Here is an 18,911-nt window from a genome sequence, read left to right on the forward strand (position 1 = left end):
ACCCCGCGAGGCGCGCGATGGCGAAGATGATCGTGACCGCGATCGGCTCGGCGGGCGACGTGCATCCGCTGCTCGGCGTCGCGCGCACGCTCGCGGCGCGCGGTCACGACGTCGTGTTCTGCACGCATGCGCCGTTCGAGGCGGCGGTGCGCCGGTGCGGGTTCGCCTTCGTGCCGATCGGCACCGCGACCGACTACGAAGCCGCGATGGCGAACCCCGCGCTGTGGGATTCGCGCACGTCGTTTCGCACGCTGTGGGAGGTGATCGCGCCGACGCTGCGCCCGCATTACGACGCGCTGCGCGCGCTGACCGACGACGATACGGTGCTCGTCGGCACGCTGTGGGCGTTCTCCGCGCGCTTCATGCAGGAGCTGCACGGTACGCCGTACGTGTCGGTGCAGGTGTCGCCGTCGACGCTGCTGTCCGCGCATGCGCCGCCGACGCACCCGCGCCTGACGATTCCCGCGCGCTGGCCGCTGCCCGTGAAGGCGGCGCTGATGACGCTGATCGAGCGGCAGGTGCTCGATCGCACGTGCGGCCCCGCGCTCAACGCGGTGCGCCGCGCGCTCGGGCTCGCGCCGGCGCGGCGTGTGCTGGGCCGCTGGCTGCATTCGACCGATGGCGTGCTGTGCCTGTTTCCCGGCTGGTTCGCGCCGCCGCAGCCGGACTGGCCGTCGAATCATCTGCAAAGCGGTTTCCCGTTGTTCAACGATATTGCGACCCCCGAAGACGATGTGGCACTCGATGCGTATCTCGCGGCCGGTGAACCCCCGGTCGTGTTCACGGCCGGTTCGACACGCGTCGATCACGCGGCATACGCGCGCGCGGTGGCGGACGCGCTGCGCGCGACCGGCGCGCGCGGGATCCTGCTGACGCCGCACGATGCGGCGCCGGACAGTGACCGCTTGCTCGTGCGCTGCTTCGTGCCGATGCGCACGCTGCTGCCGCGCTGCCGCGCGCTCGTGCATCACGGCGGGATCGGCACCGCAGCGCTCGCGTTCGAAGCCGGAATCGCGCAGGTCGTCACGCCGTTCGCGCACGACCAGTTCGACAACGCGCAACGGGTCGCCGTGAGCGGCTGCGGCGTGCGGGTCGATGGCCCGGTCGACGGTGCGCGTCTCGGCGCGGCGCTCGCGCGCGTGCTCGGTGAACCTTCGTTCGCGGTGCACGCGGCGCGCACGCGCGCGCTGCTTGCCGCCGAGCGGGACGGCTGCGACGCCGCCGCCGATTTCATCGAACGGTTCGCACCGGCGCACGGGCGGGCTGCCGTGCGGCCCGAAGCCGCGGTGGCCGGCGCATGAGCACCGCGTCGCCGCTTCACGACGGGCCGGTCGCGCCGTCCGCGTTCGACGTGCCGGCGCCAGCGCCGGCCGCGCGGCCGGTGCGTGGCGTCCGGCTCGCGCTGCTGACGTTCGCGCTGTCGCTCGCGACCTTCATCGAGGTGCTCGATTCGACCGTGACGAACGTCGCGGTGCCGGCGATCTCCGGCAGTCTCGGCGTATCGAACAGCCAGGGCACGTGGGTGATCAGCTCGTATTCGGTCGCGGCCGCGATCGCGGTGCCGCTGACGGGCTGGCTCGCGCGCCGCGTCGGCGAGTTGCGGCTGTTCGTCGGCGCGATCCTGCTGTTCACGCTGACGTCGCTGCTGTGCGGGCTCGCGCGCGACCTGCACGTGCTGGTGATCTGCCGCGCGCTGCAGGGGCTGTTTTCCGGGCCGATGGTGCCGCTGTCGCAGACGATCCTGCTGCGCACGTTCCCGCCGGACAAGCGCACGATCGCGCTCGCGCTGTGGGCGATGACGGTGCTGCTCGCGCCGATCTTCGGGCCGGTGGTCGGCGGCTGGATCGTCGACAACTTCTCGTGGCCGTGGATCTTCCTGATCAATTTGCCGATCGGGCTGTTCTCGTTCGCGGTCTGCACCGCGATGCTGCGCCCTGACGCGCAACGCGGCACGGCCGGCCCGATCGACGTGCCGGGCATCGTGCTGCTCGTGATCGGCGTCGGCTCGCTGCAGGCGATGCTCGATCTCGGCCACGATCGCGGCTGGTTCGGCTCGCCGCTGATCGTCACGCTCGCGGTGGTCGCGGCGCTCTCGATCATGTCGCTGCTGATCTGGGAGGCGGGCGAAGCGCATCCCGTCGTCGATCTCAGCCTGTTCCGCGATCGCACGTTCTCGTTCTGTGTCCTGATCATCTCGCTCGGGATGATGAGCTTCTCGGTGGTCGGCGTCGTGTTTCCACTGTGGATGCAGGCCGTGATGGGCTACAACGCGTTTCACGCGGGGCTCGCCACGGCGTCGCTCGGCGTGCTCGCACTGGTGTTCTCGATCCTCGTCGGGCTGCACGCGCATCGCTTCGACGCGCGCGTGCTCGCGACCTTCGGCTTCCTCGTGTTCGCGGCCGTGCTCGCGTGGGATGCGCATTTCACGCTGAAGATGACGTTCGCGCAGATCGCCGCGCCGGGGCTGATCCAGGGGATCGGGCTGCCGTGCTTCTTCATTCCGCTGACCGCCGCGACGCTGTCGCGCATTCCGGACGACCGGCTCGCGGCCGCGTCGAGCCTGTCGAACTTCCTGCGCACGCTGTCCGCCGCGTTCGGCACCGCGATGAGCGTGACGCTGTGGGACAACCGCGCGACCTATCACTACGACGTCGTGTCGCAATCCGTCACGCACGCGTCGGCGAACACGCAGCGCTTCGTGCATACGCTGAACGCGATGGGCGTGGACGGCGTGCGCGAGCTGTCGACGCTGCACCAGGTCGTGATGCAGCAGGCTTACATGATGGCGACCAACGACATGTTCTGGATGGCGAGCATGACGTGTCTCGCCCTCGCGGCAATGATGTGGCTGACGCGGCCGAAACGCGGCGCGGCGGCGTCGTTCGGGCATTGAGGAGAGGAACATGACGACACTCGGCGCACTCGTGATCCTGTATCACCCGAGCGATGCACAGCTCGACGCGCTCGGCGCATGGCGGCACGCGTGCGACGCGCTGCTCGTCGTCGACAACACGCCGCAGCCCGATGCGCGGGCCCGCGAGCTGTGCGCGCGCGAGGGCATCGCGCTGCTGCATCACGGCAATCGCGGCGGAATCGCGGGCGCGTACAACGCGGGGCTCGCGGCGCTGTTTCGCGATCGGATCGACGCCGTCGCGCTGTTCGACCAGGATTCGTCGGTGCCGGCCGCGTATTTCCCCGCGATGCGCGAAGTCTGCGCGGGGCTTGGCGGGCGCCCGTTCCTGGCGGGCCCGCGCATCTTCGACGAAAACGCGCGCAGCTTCCTGCCCGAACTGTCGACCAACGGGATCGGGCTGCGCCGCCTGCGCATCGAGCCGGGCGCGTCGTTGCAGCGCTGCGCGTTCCTGATTTCGTCGGGCTGCGTCGTGTCGCGTGACGCGTTCGACGTGCTCGGCCGCTTCGACGAGACGCTGTTCATCGATCACGTCGATACCGAATACAGCTTCCGCGCGTTGTCGCGCAACGTGCCGCTCTATGTCGTGCCGTCGCTGGTGCTGCCGCACCGGATCGGCGCGAAGCAGCGTCATGCGCTTGGCCCTTTTGAAATGACGTCGATGAATCACTCGTGGCAACGGCGCTATTACAGCGCGCGCAATGCGGTGCAGCTCGGGATGCAGTACGGGTTGCGCTTTCCGGTGGCGATCGTGCCGAACCTGTTGACGATATGGCAGGTCGTGCAGATCGCGCTCGTCGAACGCGACAAGCGCGCGAAGCTCGCCGGCATTCTGTTCGGCGTCGCGGATGGCCTGTTCGGCCGGCTCGGGCCGCTCGAACGCACGCGGCCGCGTCTGGCCGCGCGTGCGCAACGCGTGCAGCAGGGATGAGGGGCGCGATGCGGCGTGTGAATGAAGCGGCGAAGGTGGCGCGTGGCGTGAAGGGCGGCTCGATGATGATCGTCGCCGCGGCCGCGTCGCTGGCGTTGGGCGGATGCGTGCCGTCGGGCTTCCTGCCGTCGCTGTCGTTGCGCGCGCCGGCCGACGATGCGCTCGCGCATACGGCCGGCCCCGGCGTGAACGGCGCGTGGCCCGCGCCCGACTGGGTGAAGCAGCTGCAGGACCCGCAGCTCGACGCGCTGGTCGCCGAGGCTGCGCAAAACAACCCCGACCTGCAGGTCGCGCAGGCGCGGCTGCGGATCGCGCAGGCACAGCTTCAGCAGTTCGATTCGTTGACGGGGCTGACGGGCACGGCTGGCGCGACCGTCAGCCGCGCGCGGATGCCGAAGCCGGGCGACGACGTCGCCAACGTGTCGGTCAGCGGCTATCGCGTGCCGGTGGAGATCTTCGGCGATCCGAACACCTCGCCGTCGTCGGTGTTCGTCGGGCTGACCTACCAGCTCGACCTGTGGGGCAAGAACCGCGCCGCGACGAAGAGCCTGATGTCGCTGCGCGAAGCGGCGCGGGTCGAGGCCGAGCAGGTGCGGCTCACGCTGGCGATCGCGATCGTCACCGTGTACTGCCAGCTCGACCAGGCGTATGCGACGCAGGACCTGCTGCAGCAGAAACTGAAGGTCAGCCAGCGCGTGACGACGGTGTTGCGCGAGCGCACCGCGCGCGGGCTCGACAACGCGTACGACGCGAGCGACGCATCGATCAAGCGCAGCAAGCTGCTCGCGCAGATCGCGATGAACGACGAGCAGATCAAGCTCGCGCAGCTGCAGCTCGGCGTGCTGTCCGGCCGTGGTCCAGAGCGCGGGCTCGCGCTGCAGCGGCCACGCGTTGGTGTCTTCGCGGGCGGCGCGCTGCCCGCGCGGCTGCCGGCCGACCTCCTGGGGCGCCGGCCCGACATCGTCGCCGCGCGCTTGCGTGTCGAAGCCGCGTTCGCGAATGCCGATTCGACGCGCGCACAGTTCTATCCGGACGTGAACCTCGTCGCGCTCGGCGGCGTGTTCGCGTTGACTCCCGCGTCGCTGTTCTCGCGCGATGCGCTCGCCGGTTCCATCGGCCCGGCGATCTCGCTGCCGATCTTCGATCGCGGCCGGCTGAAGGCGAAGCTCGGTGCGGATGTCGCGCAGGCCGACGTCGCGATCGGGCTGTACAACAAGACCGTCGACGACGCGCTCGGGCAGGTCGCGCAGTTCGTCACGTCGCTGCAGACGTCGCAGACGCTCGTCGCGCAGCAGCAGGACGCGGTCGCGGCCGCGCAGAAGATCGTTGAGATCGCAACCGACCGGCACCGGCGCGGCGTGCTGATGCAGAAGGACGTGGACGTCGCCGATCTCACGCTGATCGACGAGCGCGCGCAGATGATCGCGTTGCTCGGCCGGCAGCGGTCGCTGCGCATCGGGCTGATCGGCGCGCTGGGCGGCGGGTTCGATGCGGGCGCGACGGTTGCGCAGGCGCCGGTCGTGCATCGGGCGCGTAGCGGGGCGGCCAAGCGTGGCGCTTCGACTACCGCGCCCGCGGCGCCCGCGGTGGTCGCTGCGACCGCACCGACCGCGTCGACCGTATCGAACGCGTCGACCGCGAGCCGACCGGTGGCGACGCCGTCGGCCGATGTGCGTGCGGCGAGCGTGGCCGTGCCGCCGATCGTCGCTGCATCGAATGCGGGTTCCGCACGACGCGACGACGCGGCACGCACGCCGGCCGTCGCCGCGACACCGCGCAGTACCGCCGTTCTCGCGCGCACGGCCGCGGCGAATCCGGCGCCGAGCCCGTCGGTCACACCATCGATTCCCTTGTTCCAGCACGATCGTCTGATCGTTACGCAAAGCGACTGATGCACCACGACAACCTCCATTCCGCCGCGCCGCCGGCCGCACTGAACGACCCGGCACTCGACGCGCGCCGCGCGACGCGCCGCAAGCGCTTCATCGCGTTCTTCGCGGTCGTGCTGGTGGCCGCGCTCGCATGGATCGCGTACTGGCTGCTGAGCGATCGCTATTACGAAGACACCGACGACGCGTACGTCGCCGGCAGCATCGTCCAGGTCGCCGCGCAGATCCCCGGATCGGTGACCGACGTCGTGGTGGCCGATACGCAGGCCGTGCGCGCCGGCCAGACCCTCGTGAAGCTCGACGACACCGAGGCGTCCGTCGCGTTCGCGCAGGCGAAGGCGCAACTCGCGCAGGCGGTGCGGCAGGTCGCGAACGCGAAGATCTCGAACACGATGTACGTCGAGGCCGTGAATGCGCGGCGCGCCGACCTGGCGCTCGCGCAGCGCGCGTTCGCCGCACGCTCGGGCGCATCGGTCGAGATCGTCGCGCCCGAGGAACTCGCGCGTGCGCGCGCGGCGGTCGCCGGTGCGCAGGCGAATCTCGCGGCCGCGCAGGCGCAGCTCGATGCGGCACGCGCGCTCGGCACCCGGTTGCCCGTCGACGAGAGCCCGGCGGTCGTGCAGGCGGCCGCGCAGTTCAAGCTCGCGTACCGGAACCTGAAGCGCACGACGATCGTCGCGCCGGTCGACGGCACGATCGGGCAGCGTTCGGTGCAGGTCGGCCAGCAGGTCGGGCCCGGCGTGCCGCTGATGTCGATCGTGCAGCTCAACCAGCTGTGGATCGAGGCGAATTTCAAGGAAGGGCAGATTCGCCACATGCGCATCGGGCAGCCGGTCGAGGTCGTGTCGGATCTGTACGGCTCGCGCGTGACCTATCGCGGCCGCGTGCAGGGCTTCTCGGCGGGCACCGGCAGCGCGTTCTCGATGCTGCCGTCGCAGAACGCGGCCGGAAACTGGATCAAGGTCGTGCAGCGCGTGCCGGTCGTGATCGCGCTCGATGCGCGCGATCTCGCCGCGCATCCGCTGCGCGTCGGGCTGTCGATGCGCGCGACGGTCGACACGCACGATCGCAACGGCCACGCGCTCGACAGCGAGCCGCCGACGCCGGCCGTCAGCACGCGCGTGCACGACGGCGTCGCGAGCGACGCGGAAAGCGCCGCGGCCGCGATCATCCGCGACAATCAGGGCGGGTAACGCCGGCCCGCGAGTGGGGGCGGCTGGTTGTCACGACCGGCCCGCCGCCCGGCGCGTTGCGGCGCTCGCCAGCGCCTCCAGCGCCTCCAGCTCCATCACTATCCAGCGCGTCCCCCCGCGCGTCAAACCCTCCCGTCGTTTCCCACCCGACTTTCGCATTTCCGCCATCGATGTCGGCGCCGTTCAAACGCGTGTCGCGTTTGAGACATCGGCGCCCCTGCCTCCGGGACTACTCTCGAACAGCACGTTGCGCGTGCGCCGCATGGCGCCGGCGCGCCGCGGCGCCATCCAACGAGACATGGAGACAATACGATGAGCAGCAATCGAGGTGTCGTCTATCTTGGGCCGGGCCAGGTCGAAGTCCAGAAAATCGATTATCCGAAGATGGTCGACCCGAGCGGCCGCGCGATCGGCCACGGCGTGATCCTGAAAGTGGTGAGCACGAACATCTGCGGCTCCGACCAGCACATGGTGCGCGGCCGCACGACCGCGCCGGTTGGCCTCGTGCTCGGTCACGAGATCACGGGCGAGGTGGTCGAGATCGGCCGCGACGTCGAGACGCTGAAACTCGGCGATCTCGTGTCGGTGCCGTTCAACGTGGCCTGCGGCCGCTGTGCGATGTGCAAGGACACGCATACGGGCGTGTGCCTGAACGTGAACCCGTCGCGTGCCGGCGGCGCGTACGGCTACGTCGACATGGGCGGCTGGATCGGCGGCCAGGCCGAGTACGTGCTCGTGCCGTATGCCGATTTCAACCTGCTGAAATTCCCCGATCGCGATCAGGCCATGGCGAAGATCCGCGATCTGACCTGCCTGTCCGACATTCTGCCCACCGGTTATCACGGCGCGGTGAGCGCGGGCGTGAAGCCGGGCTCGACGGTCTACATCGCGGGTGCGGGCCCGGTCGGGATGGCGGCGGCCGCCTCGGCGCGCCTGCTCGGCGCGGCCGTGACGATCGTCGGCGACATGAACGCGGAACGCCTCGCACACGCACGCGCGATGGGCTTCGAGACGGTCGACCTGTCGAAGGACGCATCGCTCGGCGAGCAGATCGAGCAGATCCTCGGCGTGCCCGAGATCGACTGCGCGGTCGACTGCGTCGGCTTCGAGGCGCACGGCCACGGTTCGTCGGGCCATGCGGAGGAAGCGCCTGCGACCGTGCTGAACTCGCTGATGGAAATCACGCGCCCGGCCGGCGCGATCGGCATCCCGGGCCTGTACGTGACGGACGATCCGGGCGCGAAGGACAAGGCGGCGCAACACGGCAGCCTGAGCATCCGCTTCGGCCTCGGCTGGGCGAAGTCGCACTCGTTCTTTACGGGCCAGACGCCGGTGCTGAAGTACAACCGCAACCTGATGCAGGCGATCCTGTTCGACCGGCTGCCGATCGCGAAGATCGTCAACGTCGAAGTGATTTCGCTCGACCAGGCGCCGGAAGGCTACAAGAAGTTCGACGGCGGCGCGCCGCGTAAATTCGTCATCGACCCGCACGGGTTGCTGGCGGCGTAACGCGACCGACCACCGCGCGGCAATCGAAAGGGGCCGGGGCGCGCAAGCGCCTCGGCCCCTTGTGCGTTCCGGAAGCGCGCGCTTAATGCCCGCGATGGAACCGGGCGGGAAGCTCACGCGTGAACGATCGACCGGGCGCCATTCGCCCAGCTCCGTTCACGCGGTGCGCTCCATCGCAGCGTCGTACTGACCGCAGCAGGCCGCACTGTTCAGGCGTGCACGCAGCAGCAGCGCCTCCTGCGCGGCGCGTACGTTGGCTGCCTGTCCCTTCCACGCGGCCAGCGGCGGCTCCTGCAGCGCGCGTCCATAGGAAAAGCTCAGCACCCACGGCCGCCCGTCAACGCGATTCATCGCATCGAGATGCGCGGTCGCTTCCTCGGGCGTCTGTCCGCCGGACAGGAAGAAGATGCCGGGCACTTCGGCCGGCACGATGCTGCGCAACAGGCGCACCGTGGCTTCCGCGACTTCGGCGGGGGCTGCCTGCGCGGTGTGCGTGCTGCCCGCGACGACCATGCTCGGCTTGAGCAACATGTGCGCCAGCGCGACCCGGTGCCGGTGCAGCGCGTCGAACACGGCGTGCAGCACGGCGTCGGTCACTTGTGCGCAGCGGCCGATCGAATGATCGCCGTCCATCAGCACTTCCGGCTCGACGATCGGCACGACGCCTGCCTCCTGGCAGATCGCCGCATAGCGCGCCAGCGCTTCGGCGTTGGCTTCGATCGCCGCGTGGCCCGGCAGCGTGGCGGACACGTTGTACACCGCGCGCCATTTCGCGAACCGCGCGCCTTGCCGCTGGTAGCCGTCGAGGCGTGCCGCAAGCCCATCGAGCCCTTGCGTGATTTCGTCGCCGGGCGCGAGCGCGAGCGGAATCTTGCCTGCGTCGACCTTGATGCCGGGCACGATCTGCTGGCGGGCGGCGAGTTCGGGCAACGGCGTGCCATCGTCCGTACGTTGCCCGAGCGTCTCTTCATACAGGATCACGCCGCTGACGAATTCGCCGAGGCCCGGCGTCGACAGCAACAGGGTGCGCCATGCGCGGCGGTTCTCTTCGGTCGATTCGACCGCGATCGTCTTGAAGCGCTTCGCGATGGTCGGCCCGCTTTCGTCGGCCGCCAGCAAGCCTTTGCCATCCTGAACGAGTGCCTGGATCGTCGCCTGGAGTGTGCTCTCGGTGCTCATGGAATTCCTCCGCTGAAACCGCCGCGCGGCCGTGCCGACCGCGCGCCGTTCACTTCGTCACGGTCGTCACGCCGCCTTCCGATTTCATTCTTTGTCGCGCACCGGCCAGAACGCAAGGCGCGTGCGCCGGTGGCATCGTCCGTGCCGGGGCGGGTGCGTGATGCACCGGCGTTCGACGCGCGTGACGCGTCGCGCGAAACGGGCGTTGCCGGAAACGGGCCGCCGTTTCTTGCCGGGGAGGTGCAGGGGAGAGCCGGCCACGCATACGTTCGGCGCGGCCCGGAACACGGGCGCCCCGCGATCCCGGGCACCCGCAATTGCTGCGATAATCATCGCCCGTTCCCGACCCCATCGCCGCCGTTCGGCGGCATATCCACGGATGGCCAAGTCACTTCCCCTCGCAGCGTTGCACACGTTCGTCGAAGTGGCGCGCTGCGGCAGCATGAAACAGGCGGCCGACCAGCTCTGCATTTCGCCGGGCGCCGTCAGCCAGCATGTCCGCAATCTCGAGGATCGCCTCGCCGTGCGGCTGTTCGAGCGCACCGGCCGCGAACTCGAGCTGACCGGCACGGGCCGCGCGCTGTTCGACCAGCTTGCCGGCGGCTTCAACGAAATCGAGGCCGCATGGGCGAACGTGCACGGGGCGAACCGGCGCGTCGTCCGCCTCGCGGTGACGACCACCGCGTCCTTCGCGAACACGTGGCTCGTGCAGCGCCTCGGCGCATTCAATGCCGCGTACCCCGACATCGAAATCACCGTCGAAACGCGCGCGCAGCTGGTCGACCTGCGGCGCGACTATGTCGACGTCGCGATCCGGCACGGGTTGGGCCACTATCCCGGGCACGCATCGTTCCGCATCTGGACCCCCGAGCTGTGGCCCGTCTGCAGCCCGCATCTGCTCGATCCCGCCCGCCCGATCGCCGCGCCGGCCGATTGCATGTCGTATCCGCTGCTGCAGGACGCGGATCGCGCCGACTGGGCACTGTGGCTGCGCGCGCAGGGCATCGAGGATCCTCGTGCGCCGCGCGGCGCGAGCTTCAGCGAGGATGCGTTGCTGATCAAGGCGGCGGCTGCCGGGCAGGGCGTGGCGCTGGTGCGCGACATCTATGCGCGGGACGAAGTCGCGGCCGGCCGGCTGGTGCGCGTGCTCGCACGGCCTTGGCCGACCGAGTTGTCCTATTACGTCGTGTGCAGCGAAGCGCGCCAGCACGAGTGGAAGATCGCCGCGTTCCGCGACTGGCTCGCGACCGAGATCGGCGGCGGCGACGACGGCCCGCGCGACCTACTGGCGTGACCCGCGCACGGTGGCGGTCGCGAAGCCCTTGAGCTTGCCGGTCGCGAGCGCGGTGCCGAGCAGGATGATCGCGCACCCGGCGAGCGTCTGCACGGTGACGGTCTCGTGCAGGAAGATCGCGCCCCATACGACACCGAAGATCGGAATCAGGAACGTGACCGACGCCGCATATTGCGCGCCCGCGTTGCGGATCAGCCCGAAATACAGCAGATAGGCGACGGCCGTACAGATCGCGCCGAGCAGCACCACCGCGATCCACGCGGATGGTTGAACGGGGCCGTGTGGCCACCTCGGCAGCGCGAGCGGCACGAGCGCGACCGCCGCGAACAACTGGCTGCCGAACGCCGACACGAACGGCCGGACGTTCGCCAGCCTGCGCTTCGAGTAATGCGCGGCGAACCCGTACGACAGCGTCGCGAGCATCGCGGCAGCGATCGCGCGCGATGCGCCGGGCGTGCCGGCGCCGACTGCCGAACCGGCGAGCACGACGACACCCGCAAAACCCAGCGCGAGGCCGATCGCCTGCGGTTTCGTCAGCGGCGCACGCAGCCACACGTACGCGACGATCGCGGTCCACAACGGCGTCGTCGCATTCAGGATCGAATCGGTGCCGGCCGACACGAACAGCGCCGCGTAGGTCAGCAGGCAGAACGGCAGCGCCGAGTTCGTGATGCCTACGACGAACAGCGGCAACGCATGCGAGCGGAATTCCTGTCGCGCCTGCGCGCTGCGCAGCACCGGCGACAACAGCACGGCCGCGATCGCGACGCGCAGCGCGATCAGCGGGACGACGCCGAATTCCGGCGCGCCCATGCGCATGAACAGGAAGGACGCGCCCCAGATGGCGGCAAGGGCCACGAGTTGCAGTGCATTCATCGATGACTCCGTTCGGTGGATCAGGCGGCTGGCCGGAACGCAATACGCGAGATGCGAGATGCGCCGGTGCGGGCGAATGACCCATTGAACGTCACGCGTGAGTCGCGACGCAAACGAGGTTTTGTGACGGGTGGTTTAGAAAAATGAATCGACGAACGCGCCTGCGCGGACCACGCCTGCGCGCTCAGTGGCCGCGATAGAGCTGCGCGATTTGCTGCGTATTGCCGGCGGGGCGTCGGGCACGTGCGGTGTGCGTGCTCACGCGGTGGAGGGTATGTGGGCGATGCGCGGCACCGTGATTGCCTTTCCAGCCCGCCAGGCGAACCGTGGCGCTGGGGTGCGGCCGGTCGGGTGCGCGCATGGCCGGCGCCGCTCGCGCGACTGCCGTCCGTCCCGCGGGTGCGCGGGCGGCCTCCGGGCCCGGGCTGCCCGGTCGGGCGACCGTCGCCTGCGTTCCGTCAGTCGAATGAAACGGATAGACGGGTGCGGGCAAGACCGGTAGCACGGGGTCGTTCGATGCGTACGGGGCGACATCGCTCGCCATCGCGCGCGAATCATTCGAACCGCGACAGGCGGGATCGGCCTTGCATGTCCGGTCGACCACCACATAGCCGCCAACCAGCAGCACGAGTGTCAGGATGCTCAGGATCGGCGCGGTCGATGCGCGAGGCTGCTGGAACGCCGCGTTGCGAAGCGCGCGCGCGATGCGCGACGACCACGTGTGAAAGGCGCGCGGAGCATGCGTGGCATCCGGTGCGCGGGGGATCGAATCGAACGGCCAGTTCCGCCGTCCGCAGACGGGGCAGTGCTCGAGCGCACGGAAGGCCACGAAGCCGCATTCCCTGCAGCGGAAGCTGGCGGTGCGCCGCGCTTCGGCTCGCGCGGTCAGGATCGCGCGCCAGTCATCGCGTGCGCGAATGGTGCGATTGGGGAGGACTCGCATCGCTGGAAGTGGGTGGGCGCCGTCAACGAGGCGAATGTTCGCCGGCCGTCATGATCCGTTCCGGCACGGCAGTCGATCGGCCCGTGCCGGAATGCAGGGGAGCGTACCTCGTCGACTGTCGTTCGCATGCGGTGTTCATGGGATTCTCCGTGACATCGGGTGCGCGGAACACGTTCGTCCGTGATGGGCTACCGCTTCATTCTTGGTCGCCGGCGCGTGAAACGCAAGGCACAAACCGGCTGTCGTGAGTCGTCGGTTCCACGCTAACCGTCCCGCCGCTGCCGGGCCGCGAGCGTCCCGATGGTCTCCATCGCGTGCTCGACCGCCGGCGTCCACGGCCGGCCGTAATTGAGCCGAAGATAGCGGCGAAATCCACCGGTCGCGGAAAAGATCGGCCCCGGCGCGATGCTGACGCCGCTTTCCATCGCATCGCCGAACAGGTGCATCGCATCCACGCGCGGCGGCAGTTCGATCCACAGGAAATACCCGCCGCGCGGCGCGAACACTTCGGTGCCGGCCGGAAAATACGCGCGCACGGCCGCGAGCATCTGCGCCTGGTGCGCGGCGAGATTGCGGCGCAGCTTGCGCAGGAAGCGGTCGTACGCGCCGTCGCGCAAGTAGCTCGAAATCGCCATCTGTGCAGGCACGTCGGCCGCCGGCGCGCTTGCGCCCTTTGCCTGACGAATTTGCCGCACGTAGCGTCCGGCCGCGACCCAGCCGATCCGGAACCCGGGCGCGAGGCATTTCGAGAACGAGCCGCAATGCAGGACGAGACCGCTGTCGTCGTACAGCTTGGCGGGGCGCGTGGGTGACGTGCCGAAATGCAGCTCGCCGTAGACGTCGTCCTCGATCAGCGGCACGTTGCGTGCCGCGAGCAGGTCGATCAGTGCGCGCTTGCGCTCGTCGGTCAGCGTCGCGCCGGTCGGGTTGTGGAACGACGTCATGAACCAGCAGGCCCGCACCGGATGCGTGTCGAGCGCTTTCTCGAGCGCGTCGAGATCGAGGCCGGTGCGCGGGTCGACCGGAATCTCGACGGCCTTCAGGTGCAGGCGCTGCACGGCCTCCAGGGCCGCATGAAACGCCGGTCGCTCGATCGCGACGATATCGCCGGGGCGCGTCAACGCCTGCAGGCTGAGCGTCAGCGCTTCGAGCGCGCCGGTCGTGATGACGATCTCGTCCATCGGCAACGCCGCACCCGCATTCAGGTAGCGCAGCGCGATCTGGCGGCGCAGCCCGTCGTGGCCGGGCGGCGCGCCGGACAGCAGCGCCGTGCGATCCATGTTGCGGGCCGCCGACGCCATCGCGCGCCACAGGCTGCTCATCGGGAACAACGAATAGCTGGCGAAGGCGGAGCCGAGCGGGACGATGTTTTCGCATCTGAGCGAGTCGAGCAGCCGGAACAACGTATCGCCGTTGCCCGCCGGCGGGGTGGCCGGCTTGCGCGGCGGTTCATGGCCGAACCGCACGCGCTTGTCGTCGACGTTCGCAACGAAATAACCGGACCGTGCACGCGCGACGATCAGGCCCTCGCCTTCGAGCGCGTAGTACGCACGAAACACGGTGGACGGGCTCACGCCATAGGCGCGACACGCGGCGCGCACGGTGGGGATGCGCGTACCGGGGGCCAGATCTCCCCGCCGGATCGACTCGGAAATCGTTCGGGCGAGCTTCGCATAACGCTTCATGCCTGCCTCAAGTCGAGCAGCTTTGTGCCGAAAAAAGAGTAGCACGGCGCGCGCTGCGCCACAGGGTCGTTATCCCGTGATCCGCTCGTTTTTCACGGGCTCTGATCCTGTTTTTCGGCGCGACGCGCTGGCATGCTTTCGCCCCTCGAGCAATCTTTGTTCCCGACATTGACCGATACGGAATTCACGCTGTCCGCCGGCTGATCCGTGCCCCGTGCGCCTGTGCGTGCGAGGTGTAGTCAGCGGTGTCATGACCCTAACCGGAAAACCTCAGCGTGAAATTGAATACTCTCGTCGCGGGCCTCGTGGCCGGCGTTGCCCTCAACCTTCTCGGCGGCGCCGCGCAGGCCGCCTGCATCAGCAATCCGCCCACGCAATCCAACGCGTCGTTCCCCGCCGCACTGACCGGCAAGCTCGTCTATCACAGCTACGTCAAGTACGGCGACGGCACGAGCCAGCTGTTCCTGTACGACTTCTCGGCCCGTACGCTGACGCAACTGAGCAAGAGCGCGTGGGGCATCACCGATCCGATGAACGGCGTGTTCAGCCCCGACGGCAAGTGGCTCGCGTTCATGGGCATCAGCAACGGCGCATGGAACGTGTTCATGCTGCAGCTCGGCGCCGGCACGCCGCCCGTCAACCTGACCAACAGCACGGGCGCCACGCGCAACGAGGATCCGAAATTCAGCACGGACGGCAAGACGCTCGTGTTCAAGCAGAACGGCGACGTCAAGCAGGCGACGCTGTCGTACACGAGCGCGGGCCCGGTGTTCACGTCGGTCGTGAGCCTGACGAACGCACCCTCCGGCGCCGAATACTCGATGCCGTATCTTTCGCCGGATGCGAGCGCCGTGTACTACGCGACCGGCACGGGCGCGAACATGGGGCTGATGAAGCGCACGCTCGCGACCGGCGCCACCGCCACGTTCGATCACCCGGCCGGGCTGCAGACGTACTACCCGATCGTGCGCGCGGACGGCATGGTGTTCTACGCGCGCTGGAAAGACAGCGGCCAGGCCGACCAGATCTATGCGAAGACCGCGGACCCGGCGTCGACGCCGAACGCGTTGCCGATCAACGACTGCGTGAGCAACAACTCGGATCCGGCGCCGGTGAGCGGCACCAACTACGTGTTCTTCTCGTCGACGACGGCGGGCGGCTACCAGCTCTACGTCGGTGACGTGACGACCGGCCAGCGCTGGAGCCTGTCGCAGTTCGGCGTGAACGCCGACACGACGAAGGCCAAGCTCGGGTCCAGCTACTACGGCGGCCCGGCCGCCGCGCAGCCGACGCTGCTGTCGCAGGGTCGTCCGGCTGCCGCATCGGCGAGCTACAACGCGTCGCTCACGGCCGACAAGGCGTTCGACGGCAACACCACGAGCACGCGCTGGGATTCGCCGGAAGGCGCGGGCGTCGATCCGCAATGGATCTCCGTGGATCTCGGTGCGACGAAGACGATCAGCAGCATCGATCTCTACTGGGATGCGGGCGCGCTCGTGTATCAGATCCAGACGTCGAACGACAATGCGAACTGGACGACGATCTACTCGACCAACAACGGCGTGTCGTACGGCCACGTGACGCTGCCGAACCTGAACGGGCATGGCCGCTACGTGCGGATGCTCGGCACGAAGCGCGCGACGCAGTGGGGGTATTCGCTCGACGAAATGCAGGTGTGGGGATCGTAAGCGCAAAGAAAAAGCGACCTTCGAGGTCGCTTTTTTTTGCATCAAGCGCGGCGAGGATCACGCATGCAGCACGTGCACCGGAAATGCGGGGCTGGCGCTCGCCGCACCCTGCGCAAGCGGCGCGACCTGCTTGCGGCGCTCGCGGGTCGGCGCGACGCCGAACGCGTCGCGATAGCTCTTGCTGAAATGGCACGCCGACTGGAAGCCGCACGCCATCGTGATGTGCATGATCGACATGTCGGTCTGCAGCAGCAGTTCGCGCGCGCGGCGCAGCCGCAGCGTCAGGTAGTAGTGCGTCGGCGTCATGCCGAGGTGTTCGCGGAACAGGCGCTGCAGTTGCCGCTGCGACATGTTCGCGAGCCGCGCGAGTTCCTCGCGTGACAGTGGCTCCTCGATGTTGTTCTCCATCAGCGAGATCACTTCGAACAGCGACTTGTTCGCGGAGCCGAGGCGCGCGACCAGCGGCATGCGTTGCTGCGCGCTCGTGTCGCGCACGTGTTCGACGATGAACTGCTCGGCGATCTGCGTGACGCGCGCGGTGCCCACGCGCGCGGCGATCAGGTTCAGCATCATGTCGAGCGGCGCGACGCCGCCCGTGCACGTGATGCGGTCGCGGTCGATCACGAACAGCTCCTTCAGGAAGCGCGTGTCCGGAAACTCTTCCTTCAGCGCCGACATGTTCTCCCAGTGGATCGCGCACGCGTAGCCCGCGAGCAGCCCCGACTTCGCGAGCGCATAGGTGCCCGTGCACAGGCTGCCGAGCGGGATGCCCGCGCGCGCGAAGCGGCGCAGCGTCGACAGATGGGCGGGCGTGGTCGCGCGCTGCACGTCGACGCCGCCGCACACGAACACGATGTCGGGCTGCCCCACGCATTCGGCCGGGCCGGTGTCGACCGTCAGGCCGTTGCTCGCGGTGACCGGGCCGCCGTCCGGGCTGATGACCGACCAGCGGTAGAGCGGCTGGCCGCTCAGGTAGTTCGCCATCCGAAGCACCTCGATCGCATTGGTGAACGCGATCATCGTGAAGTTCGGTAACGGCATGAACGCGAAATGGGACAGCGACGCTGTGCGGTCGGGCGACATGGGGAGCGTTCCTAGAATCTCTAATAGCTTTACGCCCGGGGGCACCGATCGGGCTGCGATATTGTGTGAGCCAGCGCAACAAGCGTGCCATACGGCTAAACCCTAGATCCATACGTTGTCTGGCTGAAAGCGGCATGCTGCACTGCACCGTATTCGTGACGGGCTGCACCCCGACCGGGCGGCAATCGCACCGCCGGCGTGCCTGTTCATAGGTGAACTGGCTCGACCACTTTTGTTGGTCATCCGAAAAAGCACGACCGGTCACTTGTATAAAACGGACGCGGATGGCGGAAAAGGCAAAGAACGCGTCTAAATTCATCAATCCGCCGAAAATCCGAACGACAAGAATAGAGCCGTCGGCAGCCTTGTACGGGACGAGCGGGAAACCCAGGCAGGGCGGGCCTTGAGCTTCGGTTTCAGCCCCTTATTCTTCGTCACGGACGCACTATGTCGAACACCCAGCCTTTCTTCTCGCAGCCCCTTGCCGAGCGCGACGCGCCGGTGCGCAGCGCCATCCTGAAGGAACTCGAGCGTCAGCAGTCGCAGGTCGAGCTGATCGCGTCGGAAAACATCGTGTCGCGCGCCGTGCTCGAGGCGCAGGGCTCGGTGCTGACCAACAAGTACGCGGAAGGCTATCCCGGCAAGCGCTATTACGGCGGCTGCGAATTCGCGGATGAAGTCGAGGCGCTGGCAATCGAGCGCGTCAAGCAGATCTTCAATGCCGGCTATGCCAACGTGCAGCCGCACTCGGGCGCGCAGGCGAACGGCTCGGTGATGCTCGCGCTGGCCAAGCCGGGCGACACGGTGCTCGGCATGTCGCTCGACGCGGGCGGCCACCTGACGCACGGCGCGAAGCCGGCGCTGTCGGGCAAGTGGTTCAATGCCGTGCAGTACGGCGTGAACCGCGACACGATGCGGATCGACTACGACCAGGTCGAGGCGCTCGCGCACGAGCACAAGCCGAACCTGATCATCGCCGGCTTCTCGGCCTACCCGCGTGCGCTCGACTTCGCGCGCTTCCGTGCGATCGCCGACAGCGTCGGCGCGAAGCTGATGGTCGACATGGCGCACATCGCCGGCGTGATCGCCGCGGGCCGCCACGCGAACCCGGTCGAGCATGCGCACGTCGTCACGTCGACCACCCACAAGACGCTGCGCGGCCCGCGCGGCGGCTTCGTGCTGACCAACGACGAGGACATCGCGAAGAAGATCAACTCGGCCGTGTTCCCCGGCCTGCAGGGCGGCCCGCTGATGCACGTGATCGCCGGCAAGGCCGTCGCGTTCGGCGAAGTGCTGCACGCGGACTTCAAGACCTACATCGACAACGTGCTCGCGAACGCGCAGGCGCTCGGCGAAGTGCTGAAGGCGGGCGGCGTCGATCTCGTCACGGGCGGCACCGACAACCACCTGCTGCTGGTCGACCTGCGTCCGAAGGGCCTGAAGGGCGCGCCGGTCGAGCAGGCGCTGGAGCGCGCGGGCATCACCTGCAACAAGAACGGCATCCCGTTCGACACCGAGAAGCCGACCGTCACGTCGGGCATCCGCCTCGGCACGCCGGCCGGCACGACGCGCGGCTTCGGCGTCGCGGAGTTCCGCGAGGTGGGCCGCCTGATCCTGGAAGTGTTCGATGCGCTGCGCGCGAACCCGGAAGGCGACCACGCGACCGAACAGCGCGTGCGCCGCGAGATCTTCGCGTTGTGCGAACGCTTCCCGATCTATTGATCCCACCG

Annotated in this window: 14 protein-coding genes; 9 read left to right on the forward strand and 5 right to left on the reverse strand. The window is 68.5% G+C overall.

Annotation, left to right across the window (positions count from 1 at the left end; all coding sequences use genetic code 11):
- The first annotated feature begins 17 nt into the window (after window positions 1–17).
- The 6 genes from CFB45_RS18720 (at window position 18) to fdhA (ending at window position 8,433) form a co-directional block, all read left to right on the forward strand.
- The gene (locus CFB45_RS18720) at window positions 18–1,301 is read left to right on the forward strand and encodes a glycosyltransferase (RefSeq protein WP_089426826.1); all 1,284 of its coding nucleotides are present in this window, start codon (window positions 18–20) and stop codon (window positions 1,299–1,301) included.
- A complete protein-coding gene (locus CFB45_RS18725) occupies window positions 1,298–2,893 on the forward strand; it encodes a DHA2 family efflux MFS transporter permease subunit (protein WP_089426827.1) in 1,596 nt (531 codons plus the stop codon). Before CFB45_RS18720 ends, CFB45_RS18725 begins: the two co-directional genes overlap by 4 nt.
- 10 nt (window positions 2,894–2,903) lie before the next feature.
- Complete coding sequence (locus CFB45_RS18730; protein ID WP_089426828.1) at window positions 2,904–3,842, forward strand: glycosyltransferase family 2 protein; 939 nt, start codon at window positions 2,904–2,906, stop codon at window positions 3,840–3,842.
- A gap of 62 nt (window positions 3,843–3,904) precedes the next feature.
- A complete protein-coding gene (locus CFB45_RS18735; RefSeq protein ID WP_373558425.1) occupies window positions 3,905–5,734 on the forward strand; it encodes an efflux transporter outer membrane subunit in 1,830 nt (609 codons plus the stop codon).
- Window positions 5,734–6,924, forward strand: a complete 1,191-nt coding sequence (locus CFB45_RS18740; protein WP_089426830.1) for an HlyD family secretion protein — start codon at window positions 5,734–5,736, stop codon at window positions 6,922–6,924. The genes CFB45_RS18735 and CFB45_RS18740 overlap by 1 nt, the downstream gene beginning before the upstream one ends.
- 312 nt (window positions 6,925–7,236) lie before the next feature.
- A complete protein-coding gene (gene fdhA / locus CFB45_RS18745; RefSeq protein ID WP_059525191.1) occupies window positions 7,237–8,433 on the forward strand; it encodes a formaldehyde dehydrogenase, glutathione-independent in 1,197 nt (398 codons plus the stop codon).
- Window positions 8,434–8,589: 156 nt separating this feature from the next.
- Here fdhA and CFB45_RS18750 read toward each other — a convergent pair whose 3' ends face one another.
- The gene (locus CFB45_RS18750) at window positions 8,590–9,612 is read right to left on the reverse strand and encodes a class I fructose-bisphosphate aldolase (protein ID WP_089426831.1); all 1,023 of its coding nucleotides are present in this window, start codon (window positions 9,610–9,612) and stop codon (window positions 8,590–8,592) included.
- Window positions 9,613–9,991: 379 nt separating this feature from the next.
- On the opposite strand from CFB45_RS18750, the gene CFB45_RS18755 reads away from it, so the two are divergent.
- Window positions 9,992–10,906, forward strand: coding sequence for a LysR substrate-binding domain-containing protein (locus CFB45_RS18755; protein WP_089426832.1), 915 nt, complete (start codon window positions 9,992–9,994; stop codon window positions 10,904–10,906).
- On the opposite strand, the gene CFB45_RS18760 is transcribed toward CFB45_RS18755, so the two are convergent.
- The 3 genes from CFB45_RS18760 to CFB45_RS18770 all read right to left on the reverse strand — a co-directional run bounded on the left by CFB45_RS18760 (window position 10,895) and on the right by CFB45_RS18770 (window position 14,410).
- Window positions 10,895–11,782, reverse strand: coding sequence for a DMT family transporter (locus CFB45_RS18760; protein WP_089426833.1), 888 nt, complete (start codon window positions 11,780–11,782; stop codon window positions 10,895–10,897). The genes CFB45_RS18755 and CFB45_RS18760 overlap by 12 nt on opposite strands.
- 184 nt (window positions 11,783–11,966) lie before the next feature.
- Entirely contained in the window at window positions 11,967–12,725 is a 759-nt protein-coding gene (locus CFB45_RS18765; RefSeq protein WP_089426834.1) for a hypothetical protein, read from the reverse strand.
- Between the two features lie 263 nt (window positions 12,726–12,988).
- A complete protein-coding gene (locus tag CFB45_RS18770; RefSeq protein ID WP_089426835.1) occupies window positions 12,989–14,410 on the reverse strand; it encodes an aminotransferase-like domain-containing protein in 1,422 nt (473 codons plus the stop codon).
- Between the two features lie 275 nt (window positions 14,411–14,685).
- Here CFB45_RS18770 and CFB45_RS18775 point away from each other — a divergent pair, with 275 nt between their 5' ends.
- Complete coding sequence (locus CFB45_RS18775; protein WP_089426836.1) at window positions 14,686–16,098, forward strand: discoidin domain-containing protein; 1,413 nt, start codon at window positions 14,686–14,688, stop codon at window positions 16,096–16,098.
- A gap of 57 nt (window positions 16,099–16,155) precedes the next feature.
- Here the strand turns inward: CFB45_RS18775 and CFB45_RS18780 are convergent, their stop codons facing one another.
- Window positions 16,156–17,181: a GlxA family transcriptional regulator gene (locus CFB45_RS18780; RefSeq protein WP_089426837.1), complete on the reverse strand. Its 1,026-nt coding sequence runs from the start codon at window positions 17,179–17,181 to the stop codon at window positions 16,156–16,158.
- Between the two features lie 447 nt (window positions 17,182–17,628).
- On the opposite strand from CFB45_RS18780, the gene CFB45_RS18785 reads away from it, so the two are divergent.
- Window positions 17,629–18,903 (forward strand): serine hydroxymethyltransferase, encoded by a 1,275-nt coding sequence (locus CFB45_RS18785; RefSeq protein WP_059239231.1) that lies wholly within the window; start codon window positions 17,629–17,631, stop codon window positions 18,901–18,903.
- The last annotated feature ends 8 nt before the right edge of the window (window positions 18,904–18,911 follow it).

Origin of the sequence: Burkholderia sp. HI2500 (genome assembly GCF_002223055.1) — a bacterium.
Classification (GTDB): Bacteria; Pseudomonadota; Gammaproteobacteria; order Burkholderiales; family Burkholderiaceae; genus Burkholderia.